Below are 12,891 nucleotides of genomic sequence, written 5' to 3' on the forward strand. Positions count from 1 at the left end.
CGGCGAAACGGTCCAAGCGGCCGAGACCTGCCCGACAGTGGCCAAGATCACCAGCCGGCTTGAGATCCCCTCGACTCAGCCGAAGAGCAGCGACACCGCGAGGGCCGCCATCACCACGGCGATCGACCCGTCCAGGATCCGCCACGCGGCCGGGCGGGCGAGCAGCGGAGCCAACCAGCGGGCACCGAGACCCAGCCCGGCGAACCACAGCAGGCTCGCCGTCGCCGCTCCGGTGCCGAACGCCCACCGGCTCGGGTACTGCTGGGCGACCGCGCCGACCAGCACCACCGTGTCCAGGTAGACGTGCGGGTTGAGCAGGGTGAACGCCAGGCAGGTCAGCAGCGTGGCGCGCAGCGTCGCCGGCGGCCGGTCGAGCGGGGTGAGATCACCGGGTCGCAGCGCCCGGCGGGCGGCGAGCGCCGCGTACGCGAGCAGGAACGCCGCGCCGCCCCACCGTACGGCCGTCAAGATCGCAGGGGTCCCGGCGAGCACCGCGCCAAAGCCGGCGATGCCGGCGGCCATCAGCGCCGCGTCGGTCGCCGCGCAGATCATCACCACCGGCAGTACGTGTTCCCGGCGCAACCCTTGACGCAGCACGAACGCGTTCTGCGCCCCGATGGCGACGATCAGCGCGAAGGACAGGCCGAACCCGGCGAACACGGAACTCATGCCGCAGACGCTAGGACGATCGCTACCTACACTCCAACTAAAGATATTTCAGTACGATCAGAATCGCTTATGTCACTCGACCCGGTGCAGCTCGCGACCTTCCAGGCGGTCATCGAACACGGCAGCTTCGACACCGCCGCGCGGGTCCTGCACGTCACGCCGTCGGCGGTCAGCCAGCGGATCAAGGCATTGGAGCAGGTCGTCGGCCAGGTGCTGGTACGGCGGACCCGACCGTGCGTGCCGACGGCGGCCGGGCTGCCCCTGGTACGCCTCGGCGGGCAGATCGCCCTGCTCGAACACGAGGCGCTGCGGGCGGCGAGCGGCGTACTGGACGGCCCGTCCCGTACCCGGGTGTCCGTCGTCGTCAACGCGGACTCCCTCGCCGGCTGGTTCCTGCCGGTCCTCACCGCCCTACCGGACGTGGTCTTCGAGGTGCACACCGACGACGAGGGACACACCGCCGACCTGCTGCGGGCCGGGACGGTGATGGCCGCGGTCACCACCGAACGGGTCGCCGTACAGGGCTGCCGGGTGCAGCGGCTCGGCGCGATGCGCTACCTGGCCGTCGCCGCGCCCGCTGGTCACCGCGCGTGGTTCGCCGGGCACGATCTCGGTACGGCGTTCGCGGCCGCGCCGATGCTCCGGTTCAACCGCAAGGACACCTTGCAGCACCGGTTCGTCCGTGCCGTCACCGGCCGCAACGGCGAACCGGCAGGAAGCTTCGACCCGCTGGGAAGCTTCGACCCGCCAACGCACTTCGTGCCGGCGTCGGCCAGCTTCACCGAGGCGATCCGGCTCGGCCTCGGCTGGGGTCTCGTGCCCGAGGACATCGCCCGAGTGGACATCGCCGCCGGTCGGCTCGTCGACATCGCCGCCGGCCACCACATCGACGTGCCGTTGTACTGGCAGTACTGGCGTCTGGAGTCCACAGTGCTGTCCACTTTGACGGCCGCCGTACGGACCGCCGCCCTCGCCGCCCTGCACTAACTCGGACAGCAGCAGCAATACGAGCCGAAACGCAGATGGCGCTTTGGCCACCTCGCCGAGGAAAGCAGCCTCGGACGCGCCAGGTAGTTGTCGTCTCGGCTTGCAAGTGCAACGAGCGGCCCAGCATAAACAATCACACATCTTCGAGATGCTGGGCCGATCACTGCGACCTCTCGACGCCACGCACGATTTCCTTTGCCCGTTCGGCAAGATCCGCGTGGCCGCTGCTCAACATGCCGACAAATCCGGGAAGCTCGACTCTCGACTGCTCAGTCGCAGACGATGGGGGCCCACTGTCACCGGCTGGTCCGGAATCGGGCAGAGGAGCCCGCGCCGTCCTGATCCTCTGCGCAGCTCTCAGGGTGGTCAAGGTTCTGTATCTGTCGAGGCGAGGAAGTCCCGCGCGGTGGCGGCGGGTCGGCAGTCCGGCACGCGGCAGACCGGACACCTGCCGTCGTCGTCCGGTTGGTGGTCACGCAGGATCCAGCGGGCCGACAGAATCAGCCGGTTGCGTACCTGGGCCGGCGACAGATCCGGGCCAGTCACCTGCCCACCCCGACCGCCGCCGCCAACCGGGTCAGTCCATTCGGAGCCGCGCCGCTGCGATACGCCGCAGCGAGTACGGTACGCACCGCCGGCCGATACCGGACCTCCGCCGCCGCGACCCGGTCCGCCTTCACCAGCAGCCGCCCCGCTGCGCCGACGTCACCGACTTGGAGATACGCCCGTGCGACATCCACTAGATACGCGGCCCGATACTCGGCAGGCAGCCGCTGCCACTGTTCGTGGCCGATCGCCTTTTCGTGCAGTCGTACCGCTCCCCCAATGTCGCCGAGTTCGGCCGCCGTCACGACCTCGGTCAGCGCCACGGCGACGGGGCCAAAACTGATCTGGTGTCGGTTCGGGTCATCGCTGATTCGCTCGGCTGCCTCGGTCGCCCGGTCCAGCAGTTCCTGGACACGGTGCTGATCGCCGCAACCGGCGGCGGCGTGGGCGGCTTGGAGCAGCAGCGCCCCGCACACGGACCGTTCCTCCGATCCCAGCTGCAGCCTGCCCGCCGACGCGATTCGGTCGGCTGCGGCGATCGTGGTCGTCAACGCCAACTGGTTCCGCAGCAGCGCGCGTAGCGCCTGCCCGAGCTGCACCACCACCGAGGCCGCCCGCACCTGGTCGCCGGCCGCTACCGTCATTGCCCGATCCGCAACCAACCAGGCGAGATCCGCTTCGTCGAGCTTCACCAGCAGCGACGCGGTGATCCGGTACACGTGTACCAGCAGCTCCGCCCCTTGCTCGGGTTCGATCGCGTGCCGTCGCTGGGCGGCGTCTAGCAACTCCGGCAGCGTCCGCACCAACTGTGCGTAGTGCCCGTGCTGGAAGGTCAGCCACGCATGCCCGACGTGTCGCTCCAACTCACCCAAGGACACGCACCAGACCGGCGGGGGGGTCGGTGCGGAACACGTCGTAGCGGGCCACCGCCGCGCGAATCCGGTCGAGCCCGTCTACGCCGGCACCGGACGCCGAGGGTGGGTCAGCGTCGCGGCCGAGGAAGACAAGAGGGTCTATCCGGAGTACTTCGCCGATCTCCTGGATCACCGAGAACTTGTTCAGTGTCCGAACGCCACGCTCGACCTTGTCGACCCAACTCTTCGACTTGCCGAGCCGATCCGCGAACACCTGCTGGGTCATCCGCCGACGAACCCGCCACTGCGCGATCTGTCTGCCGATCGGGATCTCACCGCCGCCCATGACGCCACCGCCGATCCGGCACCGCCCTGGTCGTCTCCTCCACCGGTATCCGCTCCGCGTCGGCGAGTTCCAGAATCCGTTGCCTCGCCGCTTCGTGTTCGGCTGCCTGGATCGCTGCCCCGGACACGGCCGGGTCTGACTGTCTGCGTACCTGCTTGGCCATCGCCGTCCCTCCGCAAGGGTCAGAGGCGACGAGGTGACATCCGCCGCCCACCTGGGCGCATCGGGAAGATCCACCTTGTACGTTGATCAACGCCCCGAAGCGACCGCGTAATCACGCTAGGTATCACCGCAATGGCATCGGGGTACACGATGTACCCAGTGACAGGAGGTACCTACAGGTCGGCGGCACCAATTCGGCGAGCCAGGTCAACCGCCTCGGCGCGTACGGCTGCCGGCGCTTCACGGGCCAGCCGGGTGGCCATGTCCTGCGCCACCGGTGAGTACCGGACCGTCTCCGGCGATGTGGCCTCGGCCCGCGTCAGCAGGTGCAGCGTCGCTTCCCGCGCGCCCTCCAGGTCGGCCGAACGCGCAAGCTCCACATAATGCCGACCCCGGCGTTCCGTCGACGGAATGGCCGCCGGATCCAGCGCGTGCGCGCGGCGCTGTGCTTCGTCCGGATCGCCCAGGTCCACGGCGCACATGACCGCATACACGTCGACCAGCGGCCGGGAGACCCGGGTCCGCAGGCCGACGAACCCGTCGGGCAACGCTCGCTCCACGACCGCACGCGCGGCGTCCCAGTCTGACCAGGCGCCCTGGTCTCCGGTACGGGCACGGGTCAACGCCGAACACAGATGCAGATCGGCCAGCATCTCCGCCCACTCGGTGCCGCCCTCGGCGACCCGAGGCTCGATCAGTCCTCGCGCGTCCCGAAGCCGCGCCAACGCTTCATCACCCCGGCCGACCGCCCGCAGCAGATGGGCGGCGTACCAGCTCGCCTGGGCGATCGCCAGCGGGTCGTCGGCGTCGAGCGCTGCGGTCATCCCCCGGTCGACCGTCAGCCACACCAGCTCCCGTTCCCCGTGCCACGCCAGATACGCCTGCGCCAGGTGGTAAGCCTGGGCGAGCAGGGCGAGACTCACCCGCCGGTCCTTGCCGGTGTGCAACCGCGCCGCCCGTTGGGTGGCGTCGAGCAGACCCGGCAGGATCTCACCGGCAGCTGTGCGCTGGTGGCGCGAGGTGTGCCAGGTCTGCCAGGCGGAATCGACAGCTCCACGCAGGTAGTCGGTGTTCTCGGGTGCACCGTCGATGGTGATGTGCCATGCGGTCAGAGCGCGACGAACGTCATCGACGGCGGGGTGGGACGCCCGCGCGTCGAGCGACATCGTCACCGCCGGACCGAACAGGTCCCCGAGATCCCTGACCCCGAGGTGCGGGGCCAGTTGCTGCGCGGCTCGCAGCGTCAACGATCGTCGACCGTTTTCGATGAACTTCACGGTGGTCGAAGACAGTCCGCTCAGCCCGGCGAGGCGTTCACGAGACAGGCCAGCGGCGCGCCGGAGCCGCTGCACACGCTCACCCGGAGTGGATTGCGGTTGACCGGTCATGAGCCACCTCACTTGACTGGGTACATCGCGTACCCCACCGTACGCGCGACGACCTCGCAGGGGAAGCGCTGCCGTACCAGCCGCATCACTTCAGGCCGGGTGCCAGCCCTGGGCGGTCGACCCTTCGACGGAGCAGCAATGTCGACCGGACTAACGGACGAACCGCCTACGCTAGGTTGGCACTTGGGAACGACCCATAGCCGAGCGGAGGGCCAGCGCCAGGCAACTGCGTCTCACCCGACTGAGACCACGACGCAGAACGCCCGGCTGGTCCGTGCGGACCGGCCGGGCGTACGCCCTGCTAGCTGGCGGTGGCGGCGGGATTTGAACCCGCGGAGGGCGTGAACCCTCACACGCTTTCGAGGCGTGCTCCTTAGGCCACTCGGACACGCCACCGCCGAGTAGGCTACCCGACCGGCCGGGGCGCTGTCGCGCGGCATCCGCCCGTACGCGGCCACCCCCGCCCGACCTGGCAGGATCACGGCCATGAGCACGCACATCGGAGCCAAGCCCGGCGAGATCGCCGAGCGGGTCCTCATGCCGGGCGACCCGCTTCGCGCCAAGTGGATCGCCGAGAACTTCCTGACCGACGCCACCTGCTACTCGACCGTACGCGGGATGCTCGGCTACACCGGCCGGTACGGCGGGACCACGGTGTCCGTACAGGGGTCGGGGATGGGCATGCCGTCGGCGTCGATCTACGCCCACGAGCTGATCAACGAGTACGGCGTACGGACGCTCATCCGGGTCGGCTCCTGCGGTGCGCTCAGCGAGGACCTGCGGCTGCGGGACGTCATCGCGGCCAGTGGCTCCTCCACCGACTCGAACATGAACCGGGTGCGCTTCGCCGGCCTGGTCGACTACGCCCCGGTGGCCGACTTCGGGCTGCTCCGTACGGCGGTCGACGTCGCCGAGCGGCACGGCGTCGACATGCGGGTCGGACCGATCCTGGCGGCGGACGCCTTCTACACCGACCGGCCGGACCTCTTCGACACCCTCGCCGATTACGGGGTGCTCGCGGTCGAGATGGAGTCGGCGGCGATCTACACGATCGCGGCCCGCTACAAGGCCCGCGCTCTGACCATCCTCACGGTCAGTGACCACATCCGGACCGGCGAGAAGATGAGCTCCGAGGATCGCGAGCAGACCTTCAGCGAGATGGTCCGGATCGGGCTGGACACCGTCATCGCCTGAGCGAGCCGACACCGGCGGGCGTACGGCCGGCGGGAGCGACGACGGCGATGGTCAGCGAAAGAACTCGCGCATCATCGCCGCGCACTCGTCGGCCAGCACCCCGCCGTAGACCGCCGGTCGGTGGTTGAGCCGGCGGTCGCGGACCACGTCCCACAGGGAGCCCACCGCGCCCGTCTTGGGCTCCCAGGCCCCGAACACGACGGTGGAGATCCGGGCGAGCACCAGCGCCCCGGCGCACATGGTGCACGGTTCGAGCGTGACGACCAGGACGCAGTCGTCGAGCCGCCAGCGGCCCAGTGCCGCACCGGCCCGCCGCAACGCGAGGATCTCGGCGTGCGCGGTCGGGTCCGTGGTCGACTCGCGCTCGTTGCGGCCGACGGCCACCTCGGTGCCGGCCGCGTCGTAGACCACCGCCCCGACCGGCACGTCAGCAGCGCCCGATCCGCCGACCGCGACCGGCCGGTCAGCCGCGACCGGCGGGTCAGGCTGCCCGGCGACCGCGAGCGCCCGGCGCATCCACTCCTCGTGCCGCAGGTCGCGGTGACGTCTCGCCGCCGGCACCGGAGCCGCCCGCTCGGTCACGCCTCCCGCAACTCCTCGACCTCGTCGCCGCAGCCGATCGTCTGGCACACCTCGGCGGTCACGTCCGCCGGCAGCATGCCGTCGCGGCCGCAGAGGGCCAGCAGCCGGCGGGCGGGCAGGCCGAGGTCGGCGAGCAGGTCGGCGTCGCCGACCGGTTCGGCGTCCGGATCGGCGGCGGGTTGCTCGTCGTCGTCGGATTCCTCGTCGGCCAGCGTGTCGACGTCGTCGAAGTCGTCGAGCTGGTCACCAGCCGGGTAACCGGCGCCGCCACCGGCCGCGAAGCCGCCACCGCCACCGGCCGCGCCGGCCCGGGCGCGGCCCGAACCGCCGGCGCCAGCGCCGACGCCGACCGCCACCGGTTCCAGATCGACCTCGACCGCAGGTGTGCGCAGATCGCCCACCAGCAGCGCGCCGAGCCGGGACTCCTCGGCGAAAGCGGCGTCCGAACTGAACACGCGCAGATCCTCACCTTCGTCGAGGCGGAGGATCACCAGGTAGCTGTCATCGGACTCCACGAAGAGCAGCGACACGTCGGCGTCCGGGTCGACCTCGCGAAGCCGGTCGGCGACCTCGTCGATGTCGGCGACCCCGCCGAGATCGAGCTCGGCCCCGGACCAACCGGCCGGGCCGCGTACGGCAGCGGCAGCGAAATAAGGCACGGTCCCCCCAATGGTCCTGCGGATGCGGTGGCGGCACCCGTGGCACCACCGTGAGCAACCGCCGATTCTGTCGTCACAGTGACGGTATCGGGTCAGGCGGGGCGTTGAGTCCACAACGCCCCGAACGCTGCGCGCCGGGACGCTTCTACGACAGAAATGCCTGGTCAGCCGGCAAGCCGACGAGCAATGCCTGGTCAGCCGGCAAGCCGACGAGCAATGCCTGGTCAGCCGACAAGCCGACGAGCAATGCCTGGTCAGCTGGCAAGTCGGCGAGCGGCGATCAGCTCGCGCAGCCGCTGCCGCCGCACCCTACGGGGCCACTCGCACGTACGCCCGACCTTGGCACCAGCCAGCTCGGCGAGGATCTGCAGTCGGCGGCGGTTCCGCTCCGGGTCGAGCGGATGCCCATTTTCGGCCATGCCGCCGAGAGTGCCGATCCGAATCTGGTTCGTCAAGCCCTCGCGACCTCGTCGATCGGAACCCGATTCACAATGGCCGACCGGCCATCGGCCGGCAACATCGGCGCAACGCGATCGTCATCACAGACAGCCCGTCGCCACGGACGACCCGTCACCGCAGACGACCGTCACCACAGCGGCCAGTCGCCGGTCGCGATCCAATGGGTGGCCACCGCCACGGTCGCGATACTCCAACCGGCCGAGACGGCGAGCGCGATGCCGGCCGCGACTCCTCGGTCGCCGATCCGGCCGAGCAGCACGGCCACTCCCCAGGCGACACCACCGGCGGCGAGCGTCGCTATCGCGTACCCGCGCAGGTCCTGCCCGAGGAGCCCGGTCAGCAGCAGCCACAGGGCGGTGGCCACCGCACCGATGGCCAACGCGCCGGGCCGGACCGGGTGCGGCTCCCGGTAGGTCGGCCTGGCCGGCGCGACCGGAAACGGCCCGGCGACCGACGGGAACAGCCCGGACGAGGAGGACTGCGGTGGTCTCGGCGGCACCCATCCCGGTGGCGGTGCGGTCCACGCCAGCGGTCCGGACGGCGGGAGGGGCGGCGGGCCGGGCGGCGGTGCCGTCGGCGGCCAGTTGATCGGGCGATCCGGCATCAGGTCGCTTCCTCCCGTCCCGACTGGCTGGCTGTCCGCCAAGCGTACCGACCGCTCTGCGAGGATGGCCCGATGTCCGGCACTGCCTGGTACCGACGCCAGCGGCACCAGCATCGGTGCCCCGACTCCGTCGGCGGCGTGCCGATCCGCCGGCTCCGGGCCAGCGCGGCGCGGCTTCCGGCGGCGCTGTTTCCAGCGGTGCTGGTTCGGGCGGTGCTGACTCTCGTACTGCTGGCCGCCAGCGCCTGCGGCGGCGGTGACCTCCCGACGGCTGGCCCGGACCGCCAGGTGGACCACCCGGCCGACACCGCCAGCGGCGAGGGCCGGCCGACAGTGGGAACGTCGACACCGGAGGTGCCGACACCGGAGACACCGACCGCGCCGGAGACACCGACCGCGCCGGTGACCCCGGCCGCCACCGCTGACCCCGCCACGGCCAAGGACTCGAACCAGACCACCGCGACGCCCGAGGACCAGACCGCCGTGACGCCGGCACCTCGACTTCGGTACGCGTTCCCGGTCACCGGACGCCCGATCTCCTACCATCCGACCCACTCGGCGTACCCGGCGACCGACATCTTCGCCGACTGCGGAGCACCGGCGGTGGCCGTCACCGACGGCGTGGTCCTGGAGGTGAGCCGGGTCGACCGGTACCGGCCCGGTGGACCGGCGGGCCCGTTCAACGGCGGCAAACTGGTCTCGCTGCTCGGCGACGACGGCGTGCGGTACTACGGTTCCCATCTGGACACGGTCGACGCCGGCATCGATCCGGGGATCCGGGTACGGGCCGGTCAGCGGCTGGGCACGGTCGGCCGTACCGGCAACGCCAACAACGTCTGCCACCTGCATTTCGGCCTGTCCCCGCCGTGCACGGGCCGCGACGACTGGTGGTTGCGTCGGGGGGTGATCTGGCCGGCGCGCTACCTGGACGCCTGGCGTACGGGCACCCACCGGTCGCCGGCCGGCGAGGTCACCGAGTGGCGGGACCGGCACGGCTGCCCGACCGCGCCCTAGCGAGGTCCACCGCGCCCTAGCCGCCCTAGCCAGGTCCACCGCGCCCTAGGTCGACCGGGCCTGCGGTCGATGTGGGAGAGTCACCGCGTGAACGTGGCGGTGATCGGGCTCGGGCTCATCGGTGGCTCCGTGTTGCGGGCGTTCGCCGTAGCCGGCCACCGGGTGTTCGGTTACGACGCCGATCCGGCGACCCGGGCGACCGCCCGGACGGCCGCCGCGCAGGCCCCGGCCGCCGCCCGCTGGCAGGTCGTCCCGACGGTACGCGACGCGGTGGCCGCCGCCGAGCTGGTGGTGGTGGCGGTGCCGCTGCCGGCCGTCGGCCAGGTGCTCGACGAAGTGGCCGCCGTCGGCTACAGCGGTCTGGTCACCGACGTCACGTCGGTCAAGGGCCCGGTCCGCCAACTCGTGGAACGTCACCTGCATCGCCGCCACGACCGGCTGGCGAGCTTCGTCGGCGGGCATCCGATGGCTGGCCGGGAAACCTCCGGCTTCACCGCCGCCGATCCCGATCTGTTCGCCGGGTGCGCCTGGGTGCTCTGCCTCGATCCGTCGGTCACCTCGGTCACCGACTGGTTGGCGGTGGCGGCGGCGGTCACCGCGTTGGGTGCCCGGGTGGTGCCGGCGACCGCCGACGAACACGATCGAGCGGTCGCCGCGATCAGTCACGTACCGCATCTGCTGGCCGCCGCGCTCGCCGCGACCGCCGCGACGAGTCCGCTGGCCTGGTCGTTGGCGGCGGGTTCGTTCCGGGATGGCACCCGAGTGGCGGCCAGCCGCCCGGAGCTGGTCGCGGCGATGTGCGGGGGCAACGCGCCAGCCGTTCGGCTCGCACTGGACGACGTGCTCGCCGCGCTGGCCCAGGCCCGTGACGCCCTCGACGCGGACGAGCCGGACGCGCTCGACGCCGACGAGCCGATCGCCGACCTGACCTCGTGGCTCGCGGCGGGCAGCACCGCGCGGTCGGGTTGGCCGCCGCAACCGGGCAAACCGCTGGAACTACCGGCCCGGCCGGACGCCCTGCTGCGGCTCGGCCGGGCGGGCGGCTGGGTCACGGCGGTCGCCGACGATCGCCGTACCGTGACCGCTGTGCGGCCGGCACCCGTCGACGACGACCCGGACGACGACCTGTTCGGTTGACCTTTGGTCAGGCGCGGGTCACGCGGCCGGCGGCCCGGCTGACCCATCGGGGTACCTCACTCGTCCGGGCTGACTCATGGCCGCTCGCCCCGATCGAGCCGTACCACCCGGCGGTCGGTGACGATAGCCGTCACCAGGTCGGCCGGCGTGACGTCGAAGGCTGGGTTCACGGCGGCGGCCCCCGGCGGCGTGGTGGGCGTACCGGCGAAGGCCACCACCTCCGCGTCGCCCCGGTCCTCGATCTCGACGTCGGTCCCGGACGCGGTTGTGGAATCCACTGTCGACTCCGGCGCCACCACGACGAACGGGATGCCGGCCCGACGGGCCCCGAGCGCGTGCGCGTACGTACCGATCTTGTTGATGGTGTCGCCGTTGGCGCAGATCCGGTCGGCTCCGACGATCACCGCGTCGACCTGCCCCCGGGCCATCAGGAACGGACCGGCACCGTCGACGGCGACCCGAAAGCCCACCCCGAGCCGGTCCAGCTCCCAGGCGGTGAGCCGGGCACCTTGCAGCAGCGGTCTGGTCTCACTCGCGATCACCGCGCCGAGCGCTCCCCGCCGGTGCAGTTCGGCGACCACACCGAGTGCGGTGCCGCCGACCACGGTGGCCAGCGCCCCGGTGTTGCAGTGGGTCAGCAGCCGGGGGCGCGGCGGGCAGACCCGCGTCAACAGGTCGGCACCGAGGTTGGCCATCGCGGCGGAGGCGGCGCGTTCCTCGTCCATCACCGCGACGGCTTCGGCGAGTACGGCGTCGGCACCGGCCGGGATCCGGGCGGCGACCCGGTCGACGCCACGGGCCAGGTTGACCGCGGTGGGCCGGGCGGTGCGCAGCCGGTCGACGGCAGCCGCCAGGCCGGCCGGGTCGTCGGCATGGGTGTGCACGGCGAGGGCGACGCCAAGCCCGCCGGCCACGCCGATCGCCGGTGCGCCGCGTACGGCCAGGGACTGGATCGCGCCGACCACCTGATCGACGGTGGACAAGGTCAACTGGGTGATGCGGTGCGGCAAGGCCGTCTGGTCGATGATCACTACGGCGCCGTCAACCCAGTCGATCGTCCGCATGGGCCAAAGTCTATCGCCGCCAGCCGCCCGTCAGGAGTCCCCCAGCGCGGCCGCCGGACACGTCCTATCGTGACCGGGTGACTGCCGCCCGGGATCCGATCGCCGACCTCCGCCGTATCGCGTTCCTGCTGGAACGCGCCAACGAGGCGACCTACCGGGTACGCGCGTTCCGGTCGGCGGCGAACGCCCTGGCTGGGTTGCCCGCCGCCGAGTTGTCCGACCGCGCGGCCAGCGGCACGCTGACCGAGCTGGCCGGGGTCGGCGAGGTCACCGCCCGATGCGTGGCGGAGTCACTGGCCGGTACGGAACCGGTGTACCTGCGGCGGCTGAACGCGACCGAGGGCGCCGACCTCGACGCCACGGCGACGGCGCTGCGGGCGGCGCTGCGCGGCGACTGCCACACGCACTCAGACTGGTCCGACGGTGGCTCACCGATCGAGGAAATGGCGCTGGCCGCGGTGGAACTCGGGCACGAGTACCTGGTCCTGACCGACCATTCACCCCGGTTGACGGTGGCTCGTGGGCTGACAGCGGCCCGGCTCCGCCGCCAGCTCGACCATGTCGACGCGCTCAACGCCGCGCTGCCTCCTGGATTCCGCATCCTGACCGGTATCGAAGTCGACATTTTGGCCGACGGGTCGCTCGACCAGTCCGACGAGTTGCTGGACCGGCTCGACGTAGTGGTCGGTTCGGTGCACTCCAACCTCCGGGACGACCGGGCCAGGATGACCCGCCGGATGTTGGCTGCCGTAGCGAACCCCCGCCTGGACATCCTGGGTCACTGCACCGGCCGGATGGTGACCTCCCGGCCGCCCGGGGTCACCGGTCCGGGTGACCGGGGTCACCGGACGCGGTCCCGGCCGCCGAGCGACTTCGACGCCGAGGCGGTCTTCGCGGCCTGCGCCGAGCACGGCAAGGCGGTGGAGATCAACTCCCGGCCGGAACGGCAGGATCCGCCGAAGCGGCTGATCCGGCTAGCGGTGGAGACGGGTTGCCTGTTCGCCATCAACACCGACGCCCACGCGCCGGGGCAGCTCGACTGGCAACGGTTCGGCTGCGCCCGCGCCGCGCTGTGCGGTGTCGACGTCGACCGGGTGGTCAACTCGTGGCCGGCTGATCGGCTCGTCGCGTGGACCGCGTCCCACCAGCCCACCCGGACTGGATGATCCCGGACGCGATGGTCCCGGGCTCGTTGATGCCCGACGCGGTGCTCCCGGGCGCGGTAC

16 protein-coding genes and 1 tRNA gene are annotated in these 12,891 nt (G+C 71.5%); 5 read left to right on the forward strand and 12 right to left on the reverse strand.

The annotated features are described in order from the left end of the window. Positions 1-75: 75 nt before the first annotated feature. On the reverse strand, positions 76-669 hold the full coding sequence (locus O7632_RS31485; protein WP_278119635.1) for a LysE/ArgO family amino acid transporter: 594 nt from the start codon (positions 667-669) through the stop codon (positions 76-78). A gap of 69 nt (positions 670-738) precedes the next feature. Here O7632_RS31485 and O7632_RS31490 point away from each other — a divergent pair, with 69 nt between their 5' ends. After that, entirely contained in the window at positions 739-1,656 is a 918-nt protein-coding gene (locus O7632_RS31490; protein ID WP_278119637.1) for a LysR family transcriptional regulator ArgP, read from the forward strand. 366 nt (positions 1,657-2,022) lie between these two features. On the opposite strand, the gene O7632_RS31495 is transcribed toward O7632_RS31490, so the two are convergent. The 6 genes from O7632_RS31495 to O7632_RS31520 form a co-directional block, all read right to left on the reverse strand. After that, positions 2,023-2,202, reverse strand: coding sequence for a hypothetical protein (locus O7632_RS31495; protein ID WP_278119638.1), 180 nt, complete (start codon positions 2,200-2,202; stop codon positions 2,023-2,025). After that, on the reverse strand, positions 2,199-3,074 hold the full coding sequence (locus O7632_RS31500; RefSeq protein WP_278119640.1) for an XRE family transcriptional regulator: 876 nt from the start codon (positions 3,072-3,074) through the stop codon (positions 2,199-2,201). The genes O7632_RS31495 and O7632_RS31500 overlap by 4 nt, the downstream gene beginning before the upstream one ends. Next, a complete protein-coding gene (locus O7632_RS31505) occupies positions 3,067-3,342 on the reverse strand; it encodes a helix-turn-helix domain-containing protein (protein WP_278119641.1) in 276 nt (91 codons plus the stop codon). Before O7632_RS31505 ends, O7632_RS31500 begins: the two co-directional genes overlap by 8 nt. A gap of 46 nt (positions 3,343-3,388) precedes the next feature. Further along, complete coding sequence (locus O7632_RS31510; RefSeq protein ID WP_278119643.1) at positions 3,389-3,565, reverse strand: hypothetical protein; 177 nt, start codon at positions 3,563-3,565, stop codon at positions 3,389-3,391. Positions 3,566-3,737: 172 nt separating this feature from the next. After that, a complete protein-coding gene (locus O7632_RS31515; RefSeq protein ID WP_278119645.1) occupies positions 3,738-4,952 on the reverse strand; it encodes a helix-turn-helix transcriptional regulator in 1,215 nt (404 codons plus the stop codon). A 306-nt stretch (positions 4,953-5,258) separates the two neighbouring features. Then, positions 5,259-5,348, reverse strand: a tRNA-Ser gene (locus O7632_RS31520). 90 nt (positions 5,349-5,438) lie between these two features. Here O7632_RS31520 and deoD point away from each other — a divergent pair. Then, positions 5,439-6,146 (forward strand): purine-nucleoside phosphorylase, encoded by a 708-nt coding sequence (gene deoD, locus O7632_RS31525; RefSeq protein WP_278119646.1) that lies wholly within the window; start codon positions 5,439-5,441, stop codon positions 6,144-6,146. Between the two features lie 51 nt (positions 6,147-6,197). Here deoD and O7632_RS31530 read toward each other — a convergent pair whose 3' ends face one another. From O7632_RS31530 to O7632_RS31545, 4 genes are all read right to left on the reverse strand, one after another. Beyond that, on the reverse strand, positions 6,198-6,662 hold the full coding sequence (locus O7632_RS31530) for a nucleoside deaminase (protein ID WP_278120558.1): 465 nt from the start codon (positions 6,660-6,662) through the stop codon (positions 6,198-6,200). Positions 6,663-6,724: 62 nt separating this feature from the next. Then, a complete protein-coding gene (locus O7632_RS31535; RefSeq protein WP_278119648.1) occupies positions 6,725-7,387 on the reverse strand; it encodes a tRNA adenosine deaminase-associated protein in 663 nt (220 codons plus the stop codon). Between the two features lie 254 nt (positions 7,388-7,641). Then, complete coding sequence (locus O7632_RS31540; RefSeq protein WP_278119650.1) at positions 7,642-7,842, reverse strand: hypothetical protein; 201 nt, start codon at positions 7,840-7,842, stop codon at positions 7,642-7,644. 131 nt (positions 7,843-7,973) lie between these two features. Then, positions 7,974-8,450, reverse strand: coding sequence for a hypothetical protein (locus tag O7632_RS31545; RefSeq protein ID WP_278119651.1), 477 nt, complete (start codon positions 8,448-8,450; stop codon positions 7,974-7,976). Between the two features lie 72 nt (positions 8,451-8,522). On the opposite strand from O7632_RS31545, the gene O7632_RS31550 reads away from it, so the two are divergent. Continuing rightward, entirely contained in the window at positions 8,523-9,464 is a 942-nt protein-coding gene (locus O7632_RS31550) for a M23 family metallopeptidase (protein WP_278119652.1), read from the forward strand. 87 nt (positions 9,465-9,551) lie between these two features. Next, positions 9,552-10,601: a prephenate dehydrogenase/arogenate dehydrogenase family protein gene (locus O7632_RS31555; protein WP_278119654.1), complete on the forward strand. Its 1,050-nt coding sequence runs from the start codon at positions 9,552-9,554 to the stop codon at positions 10,599-10,601. A 74-nt stretch (positions 10,602-10,675) separates the two neighbouring features. On the opposite strand, the gene mtnA is transcribed toward O7632_RS31555, so the two are convergent. Continuing rightward, positions 10,676-11,665 (reverse strand): S-methyl-5-thioribose-1-phosphate isomerase, encoded by a 990-nt coding sequence (gene mtnA, locus O7632_RS31560; protein WP_278119655.1) that lies wholly within the window; start codon positions 11,663-11,665, stop codon positions 10,676-10,678. 77 nt (positions 11,666-11,742) lie between these two features. Between mtnA and O7632_RS31565 the strand changes: the two genes are divergently transcribed. Then, positions 11,743-12,831: a PHP domain-containing protein gene (locus O7632_RS31565; RefSeq protein WP_278119656.1), complete on the forward strand. Its 1,089-nt coding sequence runs from the start codon at positions 11,743-11,745 to the stop codon at positions 12,829-12,831. Positions 12,832-12,891 lie beyond the last annotated feature (60 nt).

Source organism: Solwaraspora sp. WMMD406 (assembly GCF_029626025.1).
Lineage (GTDB): Bacteria > Actinomycetota > Actinomycetes > Mycobacteriales > Micromonosporaceae > Micromonospora_E.